Genomic DNA, 19,668 nt, shown 5'->3' with positions numbered 1-19,668 from the left:
GTCTCTTCTTTTTATAAGGTAGGAAAGCGCTTCAAGAGCATCAGCCAGTATGGTCGCGATTACGGTTTGCGCCTCCCTGATCCGGCAGTATGCTGGGCGCAGTTTTCGCCCCCGTACCGGAGTTTTTCCCATGGCTTACACGTTCATCACCCTGCCCTCGCCCGTCGGCGAGTTGAAGCTGGTCGCGAACGGCTCACGTCTGGCCGCCATCCTCTGGGAAAACGACAAACCGAACCGGGTGCGCCTGGGGCCGATGAGCGAGGCACCGGACAATCCGCTGTTGCTGAAAACCGCGCGACAGCTGGAAGAATATTTTGCAGGAACGCGAAACGCGTTCGATCTGGAGCTGGACTTTGCCGGCACCGAATTCCAGAAAAAGGTCTGGGCCGCGTTGCTGACCATTCCGTTTGGCGAAACCCGCACCTACAGCCAGATTGCCGAACAGATCGGCCACCCGAGTGCGGTGCGTGCGGTCGGCGCGGCAAACGGGCGCAATCCGATTTCGATCATTGCGCCGTGCCATCGAGTCATCGGCGCCTCAGGCAAACTGACCGGTTTTGCCGGAGGCCTGGAAGCCAAGGAGCGTCTGCTGACCCTGGAGGGTGGCCAGTGGTCGAACATTGGTAAAACCGGTGACTTGTTTTAACTGCCAAACAGGTTATTCATCGCCGCGTATTGCAGCAGCATGATGGTCTTGGCATCGCAGATCTCGCCTCGCTGGAACGCCGCCAGCGCGTCGTCGAAACGCCACTCCAGCACTTCCAGTTCTTCGGTCTCTTCTTCCAGACCGCCCCCTTCACTGACCTTTGACGAGGCATCGTACTCGGCGATGAAAAAGTGCAATTTCTCGGTCACCGAGCCGGGGCTCATGTAGGCCTCGAACACCTTCTTCACGTCATGCACGCGGTAACCGGTTTCTTCCTCGGCCTCGTCGCGGATGCGCTGCTCCGGCGCCGCGCCTTCGAGCAGTCCGGCCGCCACTTCAATCAGCAAACCGTCGTGACCGTTGACGAACACCGGCAGGCGGAACTGTCGGGTCAGCACCACGGTGCGTTGCTCGCGGTTGAACAGCAGAATCGCCGCGCCATTGCCACGGTCGTAGACCTCGCGCGTCTGGCGCTGCCAGTCACCGTTGTTGCGGTGATAGTCGAAGGTGATTTTCTTCAGCAGATACCAGTCGTGGGACAACACCTGGGTATCGACGATGTTGACCCGCTCGGCTGTGTTAGACATGACGCCTGATCCTTTTTTGTCATCGGAAGATGGCCATGGTAGGTGAAATGATGCGAACCGCCGACGAAAAAAAGCCCGGCAGCGCTACCGGGCTTTCCTTCATTGACTACTGATGTGCCACGTTCACCGTCGCTGCATCAGCACCCTGTGCCGCAGAGGGCGCGCCGTGAATCAGCGGCCCATAACGCCGACAGAACTCCCAGTTGTACGGCACGCGATCCTTGCTGGTGCCATTGTCCCAGTTCACCGACCAGGTCATCAGGCCCTTGATCGGATGCCCTTTGACCGCCAGGCGTTTCATCGCGTTGCCGACCACGGTCTTGTCGATCACGTAACCGGTGGCGGCGGCATCGACGTTGGCCGGCAGGCCGATGACGAACTTGTCCGCCGGGATCCTGGTGAAACCGCGAGTGCCGGTCACCAGGCTCTCGGTCAGGTAATAGAGGAAATCCTCTTTCATCGCGTCGTTGTTCTGGGCGATCCACGCTCCGCTGCCGTTATTGGCTTCCGGCACCCAGACCCCGTCACCACCCTGGTTGTAGAACTGCGGAGCGATGAAGTCGTAATAGCCTTCCAGCGCCTGCAGATATCCGACGTATTTGCCGGAGGCGGTCAAGTACGGAAACTCCGGCGCCATGCTGATGATGAAATGCTTGCCTTCGCCTGCGTAGTGATCCTTGACCAGTTTCAGCGCGGCCGGCAGGACGGTCTTGTTGGCAGCGAAATCAATCGCGCTCTGCTCAAGATCGATGTCCAGGCCGTCAAAGCCGTAGGTTTCCACCAGACGGATGATTTCGTTGGCCAGCGGTTGCTCCTGACCGGCGCGCAACTCGATGTGCGCATCGGCACCGCCCAGGGAAATCAGCACCGCCCGCCCCTGACTGTTGAGCACGCCGACCTGACGGCGAAACTCGGCATCGGAGACGTTGAACGGCTTGAAGGTCGGAATCCCGCTGCCCTTCATGAAGGCCACCGCGACCACGTTGTATTCCTTCGGGACGTTTTCCAGGGTGATGTTGGCGAACTGGCCGCGCTGGTAACCATCGCTCGGGCCGGCCGGCCAGTTGTGCCAGAAACCCATGAGGATCTTCTTGCCGGCAAGGCTCGGCATCAGCGATGCCGCATCGCTGGCCTGGTTATTCAATAGGGTGAAGTCAATGTTTGACATGTTCTAATCCTTCAGAACGTGTGGGTGGACGTTGCGGACTTATTTGAAGTCCACATCGAAGGCCTGATAGAAGGCGTTGCCGGTGTTGGCGACGATCCACATCAGAACGATGACGTGATGCCCCTGCTTGTTGCCCGGCAGTTGCACCGTGTGGGTGACCTTGGCTTTCAATTCCGCCGCATGACTGTAGTACGGCACTTGCGGATAGAAATCCTCGGCAAACGGTTGCGCTTCCAATTGCGCTCGGGTGATGCGTTGTTTCGGGTCCCAGCCATCTCTGGTGATCAGCCAGCGGTAACCGCGAGTGGTGTGCGGCGCGGTGTATTCCCATTTGACCTCAAGGGTCTGGCCGGGAGTGACATTGAGCAGTGGCCAGGAGAACGGGCGCCCGAGTTTCTTGCTCATTTCTTCTGCGGTGAAGTTCACACAGTCACGTGCGTCGTTCTTGCCGCCACTGAGAATATAGCCGTCAGCGGGCGGTACGACGCTCGGGTTGTCGCTTTCGAACGGCGCGGGGAACGGACCAGCCGCGAGTGCCGGGAAGTTCTTGCCGCCCTCCATTTCATTGACCTGCCAGCCACCGAGCAATCCTTGCTCGATGGCCACCGCGCCGCGGCTTGCAGGGGAAATGACGCGACCGTGTCGCAGTTGGGTTTGAGCTTGTGGTTGGTTCATGTTTTTCACTCCGTTGATTTAAGAACTCTCCAGTCCGAGGAGAGGCCTTCAAGCTAACGGAGGGGGATTTTTTGTCCATCGGCGGTTTTGTCGCAGTCGGCCTCGGCGAAACTTCAAAAATGCCGAAAACACTGTATATAAACACAGCTCATTGCGACGACGCTCACTCAACGCATGGCAAAAAGACTACACCGCGTCATTACAAACACCTGCGTTCACCGGTTCAGGGAAGCTGCGCTCTGAACTCCTTTTCATACTGCCCGGCGAGCTGTTCCTTTTGCTTGTCGTCGAGCAGCTTGCCGGCCATCTGGAAGAATTTCTGCTCTTCCTCCTGCAAGTGGTGATGGACCTTATCCGCGAGCTTTTTTGCCATCGCCAGCCAGGCCGGGCTGGACATGTCGGTCTCGTCGAGCTCTTCCATCATCTCGTCCATTTCATGGTGTTCGGCAATGGCATGGCGACTGAGGTCGACACCCTTGTCGATCTCCATCAACGGGATATAGAAGTGGCGCTCTTCGGCGGTTTCGTGGGCCTGCAGCTCAGCTTTCAGCTGTTTGTAGGCCTCAACCCTTTCCGGGGTGTCACCGCTGGTCTTGATCAACGATTTCGCGTAGGTCCGCTGACGATCGTGGCTTTCACGCAGGGCTTCGAAAATGTTCATGGAATCTCCCAGGCAAACGCGTACCGGATGGACGCCCTGAAGGGCTAGACCGCGGCGCAGGAGCGACGGTTCCAAGCGATTGCTTCAATCGGCTGTGGCGCGATAGGCTGCCGATTCATTACTACAAGGAAGACAACATGACGTTGCGGATCGAGCTGTCGCAGGACCCCACCGAAGAACAGCGCGCGGCCATCCTGGCGCCGCTGCGTGCCTACAACATTGCCAAGGCCGGGCCGTCGCTGTACGAACCGGTCGCGCTGCTGGTGCGCGACGACAACGACGCGATCCTCGGTGGCCTCTATGGGCACACGTTCTATCGATGGCTGTTTATCGAGTTGCTGGCGGTGCCGGAACAAGGCCGGGGACAGGGCATCGGCTCGAAGCTGATGAACATGGTCGAGGAATTCGCCCGGGAAAAAGACTGCGTGGGGATCTGGCTCGATACCTTTGATTTTCAGGCGCCCGGGTTCTACAAAAAACTGGGTTATAGCGAGTGTGGCGAGATTGTGGATTATCCGCTGGGGCACAAGCGGCATTTCTTCCAGAAACGCTTGATTGATTGATTTCAGCGACCCTCGCCCGCAGGCTGGTGAGGGTCGCAAAATCAACGCATCCAGCCGCCCGTTACAGACAGGTCGCCAGCGCCGCCAAGCGGCGCTTGGCCACAAAATCATCCTTCTGCGCGTAATAATTCAGCACCGTGCCGGACGCATCCGTGCTCAAGTCGACAAACGACTCCGCCGAGCGCGTATAGACCGTGGAACCGCCCTTCTTGCCCGGTTGCAGATACGCCGCCGCGTCCACGCCGAACACCGCTTCGTCCTGCCAGGCAAATTGCACGCACTGGGCCACGACTTTTTCGGGTTTGTCCGAATTCAGGGTCTTGTAAGGGGTTTGCGTGCGGGCGTCTTCCATCGCCGAACCCGCGCAACCGGCCAGCAGGGCTGCCGCCAGTGCCACCATCAGCATTCGCATTGCATTCGCTCATTCGGAAAAAAGCGGACTGTATCACCGCACCGGCAAAAATCGTTCTGCTTTACTGCATTTAAAACGCGACACATGCCGGCGCCTGCGGCACATTAACGGTGACCAGCCTCACAAGGAAAGCCCATGGCGCCTACTGACCAGCGACACGAACAAGCCTTGAAACTGTTTCTCGATGCACGCCCCGAGCTGCGCGAAGCCCTCGACCACCTCAACCCGCTGCTGGCCCAAGCCAAGGGCGAAACTCCGGCGCAGTACCGCGAAGAACGCCTGCACGAAGCCTTCGAAGCCGAGGCCGAAAGCCAAGGTTTGTTTGCCTGGGAACTGACGTTGCAGCTCACCGCCGCGACGCCCGAGGAGTATCAGGCGCAACGCCTGGAAGTGCATCGTGAAGTGGCGGAAATGGCCGGGATGGACTGGCTGGAATATTGCGATCTGTATGGCATAGAACCGTAAACCCCGCTCAAGGACGCTGCCTCGATGCTGCCTTCCACCTCGACCCACCGCGCCAGCCCCGGACATCTTCACATACAGAAATGGCGCGGCCGTGTGGGCCTGGCGCTGGTTGCCAGCCTGTCGGTACTGGCCGGCATGACCGACGCCATCGGCTTCATGGCCAGCGGCGATTTCGTTTCCTTTATGAGCGGCAACACCACGCGGCTGGCGGTGGCGATCAGTGATGGCGACAGCGGACTGACATTAAGGCTGATCCTGCTGGTCGCGACGTTCATTGTCGGTAATGCACTCGGGGTTGTGGTCAGCCGACTGGGTGGTCGGCGGGCGCTGCCCTTGTTGTTGTCCATCGCCGCTCTGCTCTGCTTGGCAGCCTGGCCCTTTGACACGCAACTGCCGGCCCTGCTGGCGGCGATCATTGCGATGGGCATGCTCAACGCGGCGGTGGAAGAAGTGAACGGCCTGCCGGTCGGGCTGACGTACGTCACCGGCGCCCTGTCCCGATTCGGCCGTGGATTGGGCCGCTGGGTGCTCGGCGAACGGCGAAGCGGCTGGCGGGTGCAACTGGTGCCGTGGAGCGGAATGCTGGTCGGCGCCATTCTGGGGGCAGCGCTGGAACATCATCTGGGACTCAAGGCCATGTTGGTCAGCGGTATGTTCGCCGCCGTACTGGGGCTGCTGACCCTGAAAATTCCGCGGCGCTGGCAGCTGGGCTACATGCCGCGCTGACGGACGCCTGCTCGTATCGAGACGGGCGCGGGAAACATCCACTTCGCCGCCCCGCCGAGAAAGCTTTATCATGGCCGCAGTTTTGCTGATCGAGTCCGTCATGAAGTTCGCCATTGCGCTGTTTTCCGCCGCCCATGCGCCCTCCTCGCGCCGCGCCCTGCTGTTCGCCCAGGCTGCGCTGGCCGGCGGGCATGAGATTGTCCGGCTGTTTTTCTATCAGGACGGGGTCCACAACGCGTCCGACGCCGTGGTCACGCCGCAGGACGAACTGGACCTGCCCAAACAGTGGCGAACCTTCATCAGCGAACAGAACCTCGATGGCGTGGTGTGCATCGCCGCCGCCCTGCGCCGTGGCGTGTTGAATGCCGAGGAAGCCGGGCGTTATCAGCGTGATGCCGTGGCCGTCAGCGCGCCGTGGGAATTGTCCGGCCTCGGTCAGTTGCATGACGCGGTGCAGGATGCCGACCGCCTCATCTGTTTCGGAGGCGCATGACATGGCCAAATCCCTTCTGATTATCAGCCGTCAATCGCCGTGGTCCGGTCCCGGCGCCCGCGAAGCGCTGGACATCGTGCTGGCCGGCGGCGCCTTCGATCTGCCGATCGGTCTGCTGTTTCTCGACGACGGCGTGCTGCAACTGGCAGCCGGGCAAAACGCCAAGGCCCTGCAACAGAAAGACCTGAGCGCCAACCTGCAAGCGTTGCCGATGTTTGGCGTCGAAGAGCTGTTCTACTGCGCCGACAGCGCCAGTGTTCGCGGCCTCGGCGATCGTTCGCTGGACGAGGCGCAGCCTTTGGCCGCCGAGCAAATCACCGCCCTCATTGACCGTTACGACCAGGTGATCACCCTCTGATGTCGACTTTGCATGTGTTGTCCCACTCCCCGTTCGGCGACGAACGCCTGACCAGTTGCCTGCGCCTGCTCGGTTCTGCCGATGCACTGTTGCTGTCTGGCGATGCCGTTTATGCGCTGCAGCCTGGCACCGCGCCGTTCAGTGCGCTGGAAATACGTCAGGTGAAATTGTTCGTGCTGGCCGAAGACGCGCAAGCCCGTGCCGTGCAGGTTCCGGACTGGGCCGAAGCCATCGATTATCCGGCCTTCGTCGAGCTGTCGATCCACCACGACAAGGTCAACAGCTGGCTATGAATGCGTTGACCATCGGCGCCCGCGCCATTGAACTGGACAAGGACGGCTTTCTGGTCGACCTCAACGACTGGTCGGCCGAAGTCGCCAGCGCCCTCGCCGCTGCCGAAGATATCGAACTGAGCCCGGAACACTGGGAAGTCCTCGAATTGCTGCGCAGCTTCTACGCCGAATTCCAGCTGTCACCGGCCACCCGGCCGCTGATCAAGTACACCGCACTCAAGCTCGGCGCGGAGAAAGGCAACAGCCTGCACCTGAACCGACTGTTCAAAGGCACCCCTGCCAAACTCGCCGCGAAACTGGCGGGCCTGCCCAAACCGACGAATTGCCTATGACCGACTATCCAGCGCTGACCCTCGAAACGCCCGCCGAGCATCCATTCGCCCAGTTCGTGCGCATCCTCGGCAAGGGCAAGCGCGGCGCCCGCGACCTCACCCGCGAGGAAGCCCGGCAAGCCATGGGCATGGTCCTCGACGAAGCGGTCGAAGAAACCCAGCTCGGCGCGTTCCTGATGTTGCTGCGGCACAAGGAAGAAAGCGCCGAGGAGATGGCCGGTTTCACCGAGGCCCTTCGCGAGCGCTTGCAGGCCCCGGCGCTGAACGTCGATCTGGACTGGCCGACTTACGCCGGCAAGAAGCGTCACCTGCCGTGGTATCTGTTGGCCGCCAAGTGCCTGGCGCAGAACGGCCTGCGCATTTTCATGCACGGCGGCGGCGCACACACCGCCGGGCGCTTGTACTCCGAACAATTGCTCGGTGAGCTGAACATTCCGCTGTGCCGCAACTGGCAACAGGTTGGCGCGGCGCTGGACAACGGTGGTCTGGCGTTCATGCCGCTGGTGGACTGGGCGCCGCAATTGCAACGGATGATCGACCTGCGCAACACCCTCGGCCTGCGCTCGCCGATTCACTCACTGGCGCGGATTCTCAATCCGCTGGGCGCGCGTTGCGGCCTGCAGAGTATTTTCCACCCCGGCTATCAGGCGGTGCACCGCGATGCCAGCGGCCTGCTCGGCGACACGGCGATCGTGATCAAGGGCGACGGCGGCGAGATCGAGATCAACCCGGATGCCGACAGCCACTTGTACGGCACCACCGGCGGCGAGAGCTGGGACGAGGAATGGCCGCAGCTGTCGGCGCAGCGTCACGTCAAACCGGCGTCGCTGGATATCGAGCATTTGAAGGCCGTTTGGCGCGGCGATGTGGTCGACAGTTACCCGCAAATGGCGTTGATCTCGACCATGGCGTTGGCGCTGCGCGGCCTCGGCCAAAGCCGTGAACAGGCTTTTGAAACCGCGGAGCAATACTGGGCCGCGCGGGATAAATCGATTTAACCGATCATTAACGCCCGATCTTTGCGCTTTTTGTTCGAACTCATCGGAATAGACTCAACTCCAACGAATTATTGGTTTCTGGAGTCTTGATCATGGGTTTACTCGTCGACGGCCGCTGGCAGGACAAGTGGTACGAAAGCAGCAAGGACGGCGCGTTCCAGCGCGAACAGGCGCAGCGCCGCAATTGGGTCACTCGCAATGGCGAGCCGGGCCCGAGCGGTGAAGGCGGTTTTGCCGCCGAAGCCGGGCGTTATCACCTTTATGTCTCTCTCGCCTGTCCGTGGGCGCATCGCACGCTGATCCTGCGCAAGCTCAAGGGCCTGGAAAGCCTGATCGACGTTTCAGTCGTCAGCTGGCTGATGCTGGAAAACGGCTGGACCTTCGATCAGAACCTCGGCTCGACCGGCGACAAACTCGACCATTTCGATTTCATGCACCAGCGCTACACCGCCGACACCGCCGACTACACCGGCCGCGTCACCGTGCCGGTGCTGTGGGACAAAAAGCTCAAGCGCATCGTCAGCAACGAATCGGCGGAGATCATCCGCATGTTCAACAGTGCGTTCGATGACTTGACCGGCAACGATCTGGACTTCTACCCGGCACCGTTACGCAGCGAAATCGATGCGCTGAACGAGCGGATCTACCCTGCCGTGAACAACGGCGTGTATCGCGCCGGTTTCGCCACCTCGCAAAAAGCCTATGAAGAAGCGTTCGATGACGTGTTTGCCGAACTGGATCATCTGGAGCAGGTGCTGGGCGCCAACCGTTATCTGACGGGCGAATACCTGACCGAGGCGGACGTGCGCTTGTTCACCACGCTGATTCGCTTCGATGCGGTGTATCACGGGCATTTCAAATGTAATCTGCGGCGGATCAGCGATTATCCGAACCTGTCGAACTGGCTGCGTGAGATGTACCAGTGGCCGGGCGTTGCCGAGACCGTGGATTTCCAGCACATCAAGAATCACTACTACGGCAGCCACAAGACCATCAACCCGACCGGGGTGGTGCCGAAAGGGCCGGAGCAGGATTTCAGTGTTGCCCATGACCGGGACCGGTTGGGCGGGAAAGGGGTTTGGCGCAGAGGTTGAGAGCAGGATCGTTCCCACCGCGTGGGAACGATCCTTTCAGAGTCGTCAGATTTGACCCTGAGCGCCCTCGAACCACGCCAGTTTCTCGCGCAATTGCACCACTTCGCCGACGATCACCAGCGTCGGCGCATGCACTTCATGCTCCGCCACCAGCCGCGGCAGATCGGCCAGCGTGCCGGTGAAGACCCGCTGATTGACCGTGGTGCCCTGCTGGATCAGCGCTGCCGGGGTATCGGCCGCACGACCATGCTTGATCAACTGCTCGCAGATGATCGGCAATCCCACCAACCCCATGTAGAACACCAGCGTCTGAGCCGGCGCGACGAGGTCCGACCACGGCAGATCGGTCGAACCGTCCTTCAAGTGCCCGGTGACGAAACGCACCGACTGAGCGTAGTCGCGATGAGTCAGCGGAATCCCGGCATATGCCGCGCAACCGCTGGCCGCCGTGATCCCCGGCACCACCTGAAACGGGATGCCATGGGCCGCCAGTTCCTCGATCTCTTCGCCGCCACGGCCGAAGATGAACGGATCCCCGCCCTTCAACCGCACCACACGCTTGCCGGCCTTGGCCAGATCCACCAATTGCTGGTTGATCTGATCCTGCGGCACGGCGTGATCGGCGCGACGCTTGCCAACGTAAACCCGCTCGGCATCGCGGCGGCACAGTTCAAGAATCGCCGGAGCGACCAAGCGGTCGTACAGCACCACATCGGCTTGCTGCATCAGGCGCAAGGCGCGGAAGGTCAGCAGATCCGGATCACCGGGCCCTGCCCCAACCAGATACACCTCACCGGTCGTGACCATCGCCTCGCCGTCAATCTTGGCTTGCAGCAAACGTTCGGCTTCGGCGCCCTGTCCTGCCAGCTGCCGGTCGGCGATCGGCCCCTGGAACACGTCCTCCCAAAAACCGCGACGCTGCTGCACATCCGGAAACAGGCCTTTGACCTGATCGCGAAACCGCGCGGCCAGACCGGCCAGATGGCCGTAGGTCGAAGGAATCCAGGTTTCGATCTTGGCGCGGATCAGCCGGGCCAGCACCGGCGCATCGCCGCCGCTGGAGACCGCGATGATCAGCGGTGAACGATCGACGATTGCCGGAAAGATCACGCTACACAGCGCCGGCGCATCGACTACGTTGACCGGCACGCAGCGCCGATGGGCATCGGCAGAGACCTGCGCATTCAACGCTTCGTCGTCGGTGGCGGCAATGATCAGCCCGCAGCCATCCAGATCCGTTTCGGCGTAGCCACGCAGCAGGCATTCGCCACCGCTGGCGGCGACCAGTTCGCGCAGTTGCGCTTCGATTTCAGGTGCGACCACCCGCAGCAGCGCACCGGCATCGGCCAGCAGGCGGGATTTGCGCAAGGCAATCTCCCCCCCACCGACGACCAACACACGACTGCCGCGCAGGTTGTGAAACAGCGGCAGATATTTCATTTAGCCGATGACCTCAAGGCCACCCATGTACGGCTTCAGCACGTCCGGCACACGGATCGAACCGTCGGCCTGCTGGTAGTTTTCCAGCACGGCCACCAGGGTACGACCGACTGCCAGACCGGAACCGTTCAGGGTGTGCACCAGCTCAGGCTTGCCGGTTTCCGGGTTGCGGAAACGCGCCTGCATGCGGCGGGCCTGGAAATCGCCGCAGTTGGAGCACGACGAGATTTCGCGGTATTTGTCCTGGCTCGGAATCCACACTTCCAGGTCGTAAGTCTTGACTGCGCTGAAGCCCATGTCGCCAGTGCACAGCGCCAGGGTGCGGTAAGGCAGCTCCAGCAGTTGCAGGACTTTCTCGGCATTGGCGGTCAGGCTCTCGAGCGCTTCCATCGATTTCGACGGCTCGACGATCTGCACCATCTCGACCTTGTCGAACTGGTGCTGGCGGATCATACCGCGAGTGTCACGACCCGACGCGCCGGCTTCGCTGCGGAAGCACGGAGTGTGGGCAACGAACTTGATCGGCAGCTGTTTCGAATCGACGATTTCACCGGCCACGATGTTGGTCAGCGACACTTCGGCGGTCGGGATCAGGTACAGATCGGCTTCGCCTTCGCGCGCGATCTTGAACAGGTCCTCTTCGAACTTCGGCAGTTGACCGGTGCCTTGCAGCGCCGGGGCCTGAACCAGATAAGGCGTGTAAGCCTCTTCGTAGCCATGCTCGGTGACGTGCAGGTTGATCATGAACTGCGCCAGTGCGCGGTGCAGACGGGCAATCGGGCCGCGCAGCAGGGCGAAACGTGCGCCGGACAGCTTGGCGGCGGTTTCGAAGTCGAGCCAGCCGAACTTCTCGCCCAGAGCCACGTGGTCCTGAACCGGGAAATCGAAGGCGGTCGGCGTGCCCCAGCGACGCACTTCGACGTTGCCGTCCTCGTCTTCGCCAACCGGTACCGATTCGTGCGGCAGGTTCGGAATACCCAGCAGGATCGAATCCAGTTCGGTCTGGATCGCGTCGAGCTCGACTTTACCGGCGCTCAGTTCGCCCGCCATGCGCTCGACGTCCGCCATCAGCGGCGCAATGTCTTCGCCGCGCTGCTTGGCCTGACCGATGGATTTGGAACGCGCGTTACGCTCAGCCTGCAGTGCTTCGGTGCGGGTCTGGACGGTCTTGCGCTGTTCTTCCAGCGCTTCGATGCGCGCGACATCCAGGGCAAAGCCACGGGAAGCCAGGCGGTCCGCTACGTCCTGGAGGTTGCTACGTAACAGTTTGGAATCGAGCATCTCGGTTTCTCGTTATCAAAGTTTGGTCAGGGACAGGCCAGCCCAGGTCGCGAGCAGCCCGCCGAATACGCTGATGGCCGCATAGCCCAGGGCCAGCGGCACTTGCCCGCTTTCCAGCAGGCGCACCGTATCCAGTGAAAAGGATGAAAATGTCGTCAGCCCCCCGAGGAAGCCGACCATCAACCCGGCACGTACCTCGATCGGTACTTCCGGGCGTATCAAAAACAGGCCGTACAACACGCCAATCAGCAGACAGCCCACGATATTAACGGCCAGCGTCGCGGTATAGAAGTGCCGCGGCCAATTGGCGTTGACCCAATTGCCGGTAGCGAAGCGCAACAAAGTGCCGGCAATCCCGCCGACGGAGACTGCAACAATCAATGGAACCACTATTTTCTCCGCTGCCGGGGGCTTAAACGATCAAGTTGGGCGAGGTGGTTGAGCTTTTCGCCGATCTTTAATTCCAGGCCACGGGGCACCGGTTGGTAGAACGGAATCGGGTCGAGTTCTTCCGGGAAATAGTCTTCGCCGGCAGCGTAAGCGTCCGGTTCGTCGTGGGCATAACGGTATTCGTCGCCGTAGCCCAATTGCTTCATCAATTTGGTCGGCGCATTGCGCAGGTGCAGCGGCACCTCCAGCGAGCCGTGTTCGGCGGCGGCGCGTAGCGCAGTCTTGAAGCCCATGTACACGGCGTTGCTTTTCGGCGCACAGGCCAGATAGGTGATGGCCTGCGCCACTGCCAACTCACCTTCCGGGCTGCCGAGGCGTTCCTGCACTTCCCACGCCGCCAGGCACAGGCTCAGGGCGCGAGGATCGGCGTTGCCGATGTCTTCGCTGGCCATGCGCACCACCCGCCGGGCCAGGTACAGCGGATCGCAGCCGCCGTCGATCATTCGCGCAAACCAGTACAGCGCGCCGTCCGGATTGGAACCGCGCACCGATTTGTGCAGCGCAGAAATCTGGTCGTAGAACGCTTCGCCGCCCTTGTCGAAACGCCGGCGAGTGTCGCCGAGCAGGCTTTGCAGCAGCTCGGTGCCCATCTCGCTATTGTCTTCGGCCAGGTCCGAGGCGTTTTCCAGCAGGTTCAGCAGACGCCGGCCATCGCCGTCGGCGGCGGACAGCAGCATCTGGAAGCCTTCATCACTGAGGGTCAGATGTCGCTTGCCCAGGCCACGCTCTTCAGTCAGCGCGCGGTGCACCAACTTGCGCAACGCCGCTTCGTCGAGGCTCTTGAGTACGTAGACCCGCGCGCGCGACAGCAATGCGTTGTTCAGTTCGAACGAAGGGTTTTCGGTGGTGGCGCCAATGAAGATCAGGGTGCCGTCTTCAACGTACGGCAGGAAGGCGTCCTGTTGAGACTTGTTGAAGCGGTGCACTTCATCGACAAACAGGATCGTGCGCTTGCCGTACTGGCCGGCCTGCTGCTTGGCGATTTCCACCGCCTGACGGATCTCCTTGACCCCGGCCAGCACCGCCGAAACCGTTTCGAAGTGCGCATCCGAGACTTCCGCCAGCAACCGCGCCAACGTGGTTTTGCCCACGCCCGGCGGGCCCCAGAAGATCATCGAATGCAGGGCACCCTGCTCCAGCGCCTCGCGCAGAGGCTTGCCGCGAGCGAGCACGTGTTCCTGACCGACGTACTCATCCAGATTGGTCGCCCGCAAACGGGCGGCCAGTGGCTGGGCAATCGGTGCACTGCGAAACAGATCCATCACGTACCGTTGAAACCTCTGTGTTTATTCCTGGATCACATCGGCACCCTTGGGGATGTCGAACTTGAACTTCGAGGCCGGGACCGCTTCGTTGGCCTTCACACCGGTAAACAGGATGTTGGTGCGCTGGCCGACGCTGTCGATCAGTTGCATGTCATTGACCAGACCGTTGCGGAACGACAGGCGCAGACTGTCGAACAGCGTGTCCTTGGTTTTCGGCTTCAGGGTGAAGTCGATCACGCCGCCGGCCTCTTTCGCGGTGATGTCAAAGCTCTGGCTGATCTTCGATACGTCGCCAGACAGCAACAGCGCCGGCGTCTGGGTCAGGCGTTCATCAAGTTTCTTGATGGTGGCCTGCTCCAGGTCCGGGTCCCACAGCGTGACTTTCTTGCCGTCGGACACCATGGTCTGCTCGGCTGGCGCATTGGTATGCCAGTAGAACAGGCCCGGACGCTGCAGGGTCATGTCGCCGGTGGTTTCCTGCAACTGGGTGCCGCTGCCGTCGAGGGTCAACTGGGAAAAATTGGCGGTCAGGGTCTTGGATGTTTCGAGCAATTGGGTCAGGCGAGCCACATCCTTGTCATCGGCGTGAGCCGTGAGGGTGGTCAGAGCCAGTACCGGCAGCAACATGCGGATAAGACGCATGGGAGTCCTCTTGAATACTCGTGGGAAAGTGGACGGCGCTTCATGCACCGTCCATTGCATTTGGATCAGGGTATCGAATCAGTCGCGTACCGGGCCAGGGGCCAGGACTTCGCGGGAACCGTTGGTGTTCATCGACGTCACGACCCCGGCCATTTCCATGGCTTCGATCATGCGCGCGGCACGGTTGTAGCCGATCTTCAGCTTGCGCTGTACAGCGGAGATGGAGGCACGGCGGCTTTCCAGCACGAACTGCACGGCTTCGTCGTACAGCGCGTCGGCTTCCGGATCGTCGCCGTCACCGCCGCCGCTGCTGCCTTCGAAACCACTGCCCGCCTCTTCGACACCGTTGAGGATGTCGTCGTTGTATTCCGGCGCGCCGCGCAGTTTCCAGGCTTCAACCACCCGGTGAACTTCATCGTCGGACACGAATGCGCCGTGAACCCGGATCGGCAGGCTGGTGCCCGGCGGCATGTAGAGCATGTCACCGTGGCCGAGCAGTTGCTCGGCGCCGCCCTGGTCGATGATGGTCCGGGAGTCGATCTTGCTCGATACCTGGAACGCCATCCGCGTCGGGATGTTCGCCTTGATCAGACCGGTGATCACGTCCACCGATGGCCGCTGGGTCGCAAGAATCAGGTGGATACCGGCCGCACGCGCCTTCTGGGCGATACGGGCGATCAATTCTTCTACCTTCTTGCCGACGATCATCATCATGTCGGCGAATTCGTCCACGACTACGACGATGGTTGGCAGCTTCTGCAACAGCGGCGCTTCGTCGTGGATGCTTTCGCGTTTGTACAGGGGATCGCTCAGCGGCTCGCCGGCGTCCTGGGCTTCCTTGACCTTGGCGTTGAAGCCGGACAGGTTTCGCACGCCCATCTTCGCCATCAGCTTGTAGCGACGTTCCATCTCGGCCACGCTCCAGCGCAGGGCGTTGGCGGCGTCCTTCATGTCGGTCACGACCGGGCACAGCAGGTGCGGAATGCCTTCGTAGATCGACAGCTCAAGCATTTTCGGGTCGATCATGATCAGCTTGGCGTCGTCCGGGCCGGACTTGAACAGGATCGACAGGATCATCGCGTTCACGCCCACCGACTTACCGGAACCGGTAGTACCGGCCACCAGCAGGTGCGGCATCTTCGCGAGGTCAGTGATGACCGGTTTGCCGCCGATGTCGTGGCCCAGGGCAAGGGTGACCGGCGATTTGAAGTTGTCGTACTCAGGGGTCGACAGCACTTCAGAGAAGCGCACGATCTGCCGGTCTTCGTTGGGAATTTCGATGCCGACCGTGGTCTTGCCCGGAATCACTTCCACCACCCGCACACTGGTCACGGCCAGCGAACGTGCAAGGTCTTTCGCCAGGTTGGCGATTCGGCTGACCTTCACGCCCGCAGCAGGCTGGATTTCGTAACGAGTAATGACTGGACCGGGGTGGATCGAATCCACGGTGACTTCGACGCCGAATTCCTTAAGCTTGATCTCCAGCAAGTGGCCGACCGCCGCCAGGGATTCAGGCGAATAATTGAGTTGTTTCTTTTCCGCAGGATCGAGAATCGAGATCGGCGGCAAGGTGCCTTCCACGGCACTGTCGACGAACAACGGCACCTGCTTCTCTTTCTGCACGCGCTTGCTTGGCTCCGGCGCCTTGACCGGGGCCGGGGCGATGACCGGCGGCACCTGTTTCTCACGCTCGGACATGTGTTTGCTGAGGGCCTGCTCGCGCTCGATCAGACGTTCCTTGACCTTGGCCTGCTCGCGCTTGTCGGTGACCGTCGGTGCAACCACGTCATGCACGCGATCGTCGACTTCACGCAGCTGCGCGACCAGTTGCTTGCGCTCGGTACGAGCCGACCACCAGCGGTTTAGCGCGCCCTGGAACAGTTCGAACAGGTCAAGCGTGATCTTGCCAGTGATGTCCATCACCTTGAACCACGACAGGTCGGTGAACACCGTCAGGCCGAACAGGAACAGCGCGATAAACAGCAACGTGCTGCCCTGAATGTTCAGGGCGTTGCGGGCCAGGTCACCGAGGCTTTCACCCAGCGCACCACCCGCGCCGGCCGGCAATCCGGTGGCTGCATGGAAATGAATGTGCGCCAGCGCAGCGCCGGACAACACCAGAAACACCAGACCGATCAGGCGCCAGGAAAACAGCCAGCCGCTCCACTGCCACGGCTCGTGACGCTGACGGAAGATCTGATACGCCTTGATCGCCAGCAGCAACGGGAATATGTACGCGAAGTAACCCAGCACCATGAACAGGATGTCGGCGCTGTAGGAGCCCGCCGGGCCACCGAAATTCTGCACGTCATCGATCTTGCTGTTGTGGCTCCAGCCCGGATCGTCCTTGCCGTAAGTCAGCAAGGCCATCATCAGGAACAGGCACAAGGCGCCGATGGCGATCAATGCACCTTCCTTGAGCCGGTAGTGCAACTGTTGACGCCAGAGCGGAACGACTGTTTTTGGTGCTTCCGTGGATTTCTTCAAAACGCTTCTTTTCCTGCGCCAGAGGCGCGTCCATCTATTGAATGACGATAAAAAACTGCCCAATCCAGGCAGGTAAAAAAATTGACGGGCGCAACGGAGACTACTTTTAACACTGCGCCCCGCCTTTTATAAACACGGCACGCGGCGAATATTCTGTAACAGCCCGGCATTGTACGGGTTTGCGCGTTCGATGCCATGCTTCGAAGCCCCAGGTTCAAGCATAGCCAAACGCACAACACCCGGCGTTCAATTTGAGCATGCATTACCTTTTGTGACAAAGGCTTATGAGGTGTATTTGATGAACGTAGCGAAGCATTCGCGCCTCATCTCCCCTGAGTGCAACACATTGGCATCGGCAACCTTGCCTGCACCGGTGCAACGCCCGATTACGACCGCATCCGGATGCTCAAGTTGCAGCGGCACAAACGCAGCACCGCAATGGAGGACATTCGCCTCATTTCCCGGCACACTTTACCGCGGGCCCAGCGCCCACCGCCCTCCCCTTCTGCAAGCCTGGACGCCATGCTGACTTGGTTACAACGCAACTCACTGACTTTCCCGCCACTGGAAAAGGCCATGCGCGATCCCAACGGATTGCTGGCGGCCGGCGGGGACCTGTCCGCCGATCGCCTGATCCAGGCCTATCGCCACGGCTGTTTTCCGTGGTTTTCCCAGGGTCAGCCGATTCTCTGGTGGTCGCCGGATCCGCGCACCGTGCTTTTTCCCGACGAACTGCACGTCTCGCGCAGCCTCGGCAAATTGATGCGCAAACAGCGTTATCAAGTGACCTTCGATCAGGATTTCGACGCCGTGATCCGAGCGTGCGCCGCTCCCCGGGATTACGCCGACGGCACCTGGATCACTGAAGCGATGCAGGACGCCTATATCGAACTGCATCGACGCGGCTTTGCCCATTCGGTGGAAGTCTGGGATCAGGGCGAACTGGTCGGCGGTCTGTACGGCCTGGCGATGGGGCAACTATTCTTCGGTGAGTCGATGTTCAGCCGCGCGGACAACGCGTCCAAGTACGGTTTTGCGACGCTGGTGCAACATCTGAAGGAAGCGGGCTTCGTATTGATTGACTGCCAGATGCCTACCGATCATCTGCACAGCCTTGGCGCCCGGGCAATTTCCCGTTCTGCATTCGCCGACTATCTGGCCCGACACCTCGATCAACCCAATCATGCGACCTGGGTTTGCTGAGCGACTTTTGCGCGCGTGGCTTACACTTAATTCACCAGCTTACCCTTGAGGGTTGATCATGACCGAGTTGGCGCGTTTGAAGTTTTATGCCACTCAGCCTCACTCTTGCAGTTATCTGCCCGAGGAACAGGCGACGACCCTGTTTCTCGATCCGAGCCAGCCCATGGATGTGCATGTCTACGCAGATCTGTCAGAAATGGGCTTTCGTCGCAGCGGCGATCATCTTTACCGCCCGCATTGCCAGAACTGCAATGCCTGCGTGCCTGCGCGCATTCCTGTGGCGCAGTTCAACCCCAACCGCCAACAAAAACGCATTTTCAAGCGCAACATCGATTTGCAGGTACGTCCGGTCAAGCCGGCGTTCAGCGAAGAATATTTCGATCTCTATCAGCGCTACATCGAACAGCGCCACGCCGACGGCGACATGTATCCGCCCAGCCGCGATCAATTCTCGACTTTTCTGGTACGCGACCTGCCCTTCTCACGCTTCTACGAGTTCCGGCTCGACGGACGGTTACTTGCAGTCGCCGTCACCGACCTGCTGCCCAACGGCCTGTCCGCGGTCTACACCTTTTACGAGCCGCAGGAAGAACGCCGCAGCCTGGGGCGCTACGCCATCCTCTGGCAAATCGCCGAAGCCCAGCGCCTGGGGCTTGAGGCGGTTTACCTGGGCTACTGGATCAAAAACTGCAAAAAGATGAACTACAAGACCCAATATCGGCCCATTGAACTGCTCATTAATCAGCGCTGGGTCATCCTGAACTGAATGCAAACCCTAAACCCCTTGGCGTAAACCCCATTTTTCGGGCACAATGCACGCCGCTTTTGCCTGGCGCAGTTGCACCGGGCCATTCATTGGATACCGAGGGCTTTACTGCATGTCGAAAGAAGACAGCTTCGAAATGGAAGGCACTGTCGTCGACACCCTGCCCAACACCATGTTTCGTGTGGAGTTGGAAAATGGGCACGTCGTAACCGCGCATATTTCCGGCAAGATGCGCAAGAACTACATTCGTATTCTTACCGGTGACAAAGTGCGCGTCGAGCTGACGCCCTATGACTTGAGCAAAGGGCGTATTACTTACCGCGCTCGCTAATCAAGTCAATACAAGACGCCCGGCTTAATGCCGGGCGTTTTTGTTTGTCTGGGATTTGGTGTTTTGGGTTTGTGCTTGAGTTTTGGGGGTATATCCGTTGCTGCGGTAACGGCTTCTCAGGGTTCCGCCCTTACGGCGGGTCACTTTTTCCAAACGCCGAAAAAGTAACCAAAAAGGCTGAGCCCCGGCGTACGGCACTTCGCTTAGGCTCAGTGTTCCCTCGCTACGGTGTCCATCAGGGGGCATCGCCTACGGTTTGCTTCGCTGCACCTCCTCTCGATGTATGCGGCTTCGCCGCACGGCGCTACGCGCCTACCCCCTGATGGACACCT

General features: G+C 60.4%; 23 protein-coding genes and 1 pseudogene. 13 read left to right on the top strand and 11 right to left on the bottom strand.

What is annotated here, in order from left to right; translation table 11 throughout:
• Positions 1-130 precede the first annotated feature (130 nt).
• Complete coding sequence (locus BMZ46_RS23870) at positions 131-646, top strand: methylated-DNA--[protein]-cysteine S-methyltransferase (protein WP_074688920.1); 516 nt, start codon at positions 131-133, stop codon at positions 644-646.
• Here the strand turns inward: BMZ46_RS23870 and BMZ46_RS23865 are convergent.
• The 4 genes and pseudogenes from BMZ46_RS23865 to BMZ46_RS23850 all read right to left on the bottom strand — a co-directional run bounded on the left by BMZ46_RS23865 (position 643) and on the right by BMZ46_RS23850 (position 3,737).
• Positions 643-1,233 (bottom strand): NUDIX domain-containing protein, encoded by a 591-nt coding sequence (locus tag BMZ46_RS23865; RefSeq protein ID WP_074688922.1) that lies wholly within the window; start codon positions 1,231-1,233, stop codon positions 643-645. The two genes, BMZ46_RS23870 and BMZ46_RS23865, sit on opposite strands and share 4 nt — an antisense overlap.
• A gap of 142 nt (positions 1,234-1,375) precedes the next feature.
• A pseudogene (locus tag BMZ46_RS23860) lies at positions 1,376-2,401 on the bottom strand (chitinase); the annotation flags it as partial.
• A 39-nt stretch (positions 2,402-2,440) separates the two neighbouring features.
• Complete coding sequence (locus BMZ46_RS23855) at positions 2,441-3,076, bottom strand: lytic polysaccharide monooxygenase auxiliary activity family 9 protein (protein ID WP_039767385.1); 636 nt, start codon at positions 3,074-3,076, stop codon at positions 2,441-2,443.
• Positions 3,077-3,299: 223 nt separating this feature from the next.
• Positions 3,300-3,737 carry a hemerythrin domain-containing protein gene (locus BMZ46_RS23850; protein ID WP_039767386.1) on the bottom strand — a complete coding sequence of 146 codons (438 nt, stop codon included), beginning with the start codon at positions 3,735-3,737 and terminating at the stop codon, positions 3,300-3,302.
• Between the two features lie 137 nt (positions 3,738-3,874).
• Here BMZ46_RS23850 and BMZ46_RS23845 point away from each other — a divergent pair, with 137 nt between their 5' ends.
• Complete coding sequence (locus BMZ46_RS23845; RefSeq protein WP_074688926.1) at positions 3,875-4,300, top strand: GNAT family N-acetyltransferase; 426 nt, start codon at positions 3,875-3,877, stop codon at positions 4,298-4,300.
• A 61-nt stretch (positions 4,301-4,361) separates the two neighbouring features.
• Here BMZ46_RS23845 and BMZ46_RS23840 read toward each other — a convergent pair whose 3' ends face one another.
• On the bottom strand, positions 4,362-4,712 hold the full coding sequence (locus tag BMZ46_RS23840; protein WP_074688928.1) for a hypothetical protein: 351 nt from the start codon (positions 4,710-4,712) through the stop codon (positions 4,362-4,364).
• 135 nt (positions 4,713-4,847) lie between these two features.
• On the opposite strand from BMZ46_RS23840, the gene BMZ46_RS23835 reads away from it, so the two are divergent.
• From BMZ46_RS23835 to BMZ46_RS23800, 8 genes are all read left to right on the top strand, one after another.
• On the top strand, positions 4,848-5,177 hold the full coding sequence (locus BMZ46_RS23835) for a DUF6388 family protein (RefSeq protein WP_064597709.1): 330 nt from the start codon (positions 4,848-4,850) through the stop codon (positions 5,175-5,177).
• A 24-nt stretch (positions 5,178-5,201) separates the two neighbouring features.
• Positions 5,202-5,903 (top strand): YoaK family protein, encoded by a 702-nt coding sequence (locus tag BMZ46_RS23830; protein WP_074688930.1) that lies wholly within the window; start codon positions 5,202-5,204, stop codon positions 5,901-5,903.
• 100 nt (positions 5,904-6,003) lie between these two features.
• A complete protein-coding gene (tusD, locus tag BMZ46_RS23825) occupies positions 6,004-6,396 on the top strand; it encodes a sulfurtransferase complex subunit TusD (RefSeq protein WP_074689306.1) in 393 nt (130 codons plus the stop codon).
• Position 6,397: 1 nt separating this feature from the next.
• Positions 6,398-6,754, top strand: a complete 357-nt coding sequence (gene tusC, locus BMZ46_RS23820; protein WP_039767393.1) for a sulfurtransferase complex subunit TusC — start codon at positions 6,398-6,400, stop codon at positions 6,752-6,754.
• A complete protein-coding gene (tusB, locus tag BMZ46_RS23815) occupies positions 6,754-7,047 on the top strand; it encodes a sulfurtransferase complex subunit TusB (protein WP_039767396.1) in 294 nt (97 codons plus the stop codon). Before tusC ends, tusB begins: the two co-directional genes overlap by 1 nt.
• Positions 7,044-7,379, top strand: a complete 336-nt coding sequence (locus BMZ46_RS23810; RefSeq protein ID WP_039767398.1) for a TusE/DsrC/DsvC family sulfur relay protein — start codon at positions 7,044-7,046, stop codon at positions 7,377-7,379. Before tusB ends, BMZ46_RS23810 begins: the two co-directional genes overlap by 4 nt.
• The gene (locus BMZ46_RS23805) at positions 7,376-8,377 is read left to right on the top strand and encodes a glycosyl transferase family protein (protein ID WP_074688932.1); all 1,002 of its coding nucleotides are present in this window, start codon (positions 7,376-7,378) and stop codon (positions 8,375-8,377) included. The genes BMZ46_RS23810 and BMZ46_RS23805 overlap by 4 nt, the downstream gene beginning before the upstream one ends.
• Before the next feature lie 92 nt (positions 8,378-8,469).
• The gene (locus BMZ46_RS23800; protein ID WP_074688934.1) at positions 8,470-9,471 is read left to right on the top strand and encodes a glutathione S-transferase family protein; all 1,002 of its coding nucleotides are present in this window, start codon (positions 8,470-8,472) and stop codon (positions 9,469-9,471) included.
• Positions 9,472-9,516: 45 nt separating this feature from the next.
• Here the strand turns inward: BMZ46_RS23800 and cysG are convergent, their stop codons facing one another.
• The 6 genes from cysG to BMZ46_RS23770 all read right to left on the bottom strand — a co-directional run bounded on the left by cysG (position 9,517) and on the right by BMZ46_RS23770 (position 17,036).
• The gene (cysG, locus tag BMZ46_RS23795; RefSeq protein WP_074688936.1) at positions 9,517-10,911 is read right to left on the bottom strand and encodes a siroheme synthase CysG; all 1,395 of its coding nucleotides are present in this window, start codon (positions 10,909-10,911) and stop codon (positions 9,517-9,519) included.
• Positions 10,912-12,192, bottom strand: a complete 1,281-nt coding sequence (gene serS, locus BMZ46_RS23790; RefSeq protein WP_074688938.1) for a serine--tRNA ligase — start codon at positions 12,190-12,192, stop codon at positions 10,912-10,914.
• Between the two features lie 15 nt (positions 12,193-12,207).
• Entirely contained in the window at positions 12,208-12,582 is a 375-nt protein-coding gene (gene crcB / locus BMZ46_RS23785; RefSeq protein ID WP_007958188.1) for a fluoride efflux transporter CrcB, read from the bottom strand.
• Positions 12,582-13,904: a replication-associated recombination protein A gene (locus BMZ46_RS23780; protein ID WP_007958186.1), complete on the bottom strand. Its 1,323-nt coding sequence runs from the start codon at positions 13,902-13,904 to the stop codon at positions 12,582-12,584. Before BMZ46_RS23780 ends, crcB begins: the two co-directional genes overlap by 1 nt.
• Before the next feature lie 24 nt (positions 13,905-13,928).
• Positions 13,929-14,549, bottom strand: a complete 621-nt coding sequence (gene lolA / locus BMZ46_RS23775; RefSeq protein ID WP_011334944.1) for an outer membrane lipoprotein periplasmic chaperone LolA — start codon at positions 14,547-14,549, stop codon at positions 13,929-13,931.
• A 78-nt stretch (positions 14,550-14,627) separates the two neighbouring features.
• On the bottom strand, positions 14,628-17,036 hold the full coding sequence (locus tag BMZ46_RS23770; RefSeq protein WP_011334945.1) for a DNA translocase FtsK: 2,409 nt from the start codon (positions 17,034-17,036) through the stop codon (positions 14,628-14,630).
• Between the two features lie 522 nt (positions 17,037-17,558).
• On the opposite strand from BMZ46_RS23770, the gene aat reads away from it, so the two are divergent.
• From aat to infA, 3 genes are all read left to right on the top strand, one after another.
• Entirely contained in the window at positions 17,559-18,239 is a 681-nt protein-coding gene (aat, locus tag BMZ46_RS23765; RefSeq protein WP_074689308.1) for a leucyl/phenylalanyl-tRNA--protein transferase, read from the top strand.
• A gap of 58 nt (positions 18,240-18,297) precedes the next feature.
• A complete protein-coding gene (locus BMZ46_RS23760; RefSeq protein ID WP_007958178.1) occupies positions 18,298-19,005 on the top strand; it encodes an arginyltransferase in 708 nt (235 codons plus the stop codon).
• Between the two features lie 112 nt (positions 19,006-19,117).
• Complete coding sequence (gene infA, locus BMZ46_RS23755; protein WP_002553999.1) at positions 19,118-19,336, top strand: translation initiation factor IF-1; 219 nt, start codon at positions 19,118-19,120, stop codon at positions 19,334-19,336.
• Positions 19,337-19,668 lie beyond the last annotated feature (332 nt).

This window comes from Pseudomonas sp. NFIX49, assembly GCF_900115915.1.
GTDB classification, from domain to species: Bacteria; Pseudomonadota; Gammaproteobacteria; order Pseudomonadales; family Pseudomonadaceae; genus Aquipseudomonas; species Aquipseudomonas pharyngis.
The sequence above is the reverse complement of the archived record's forward strand: the minus strand, read 5'-3'. Positions and strand labels throughout refer to the sequence as shown.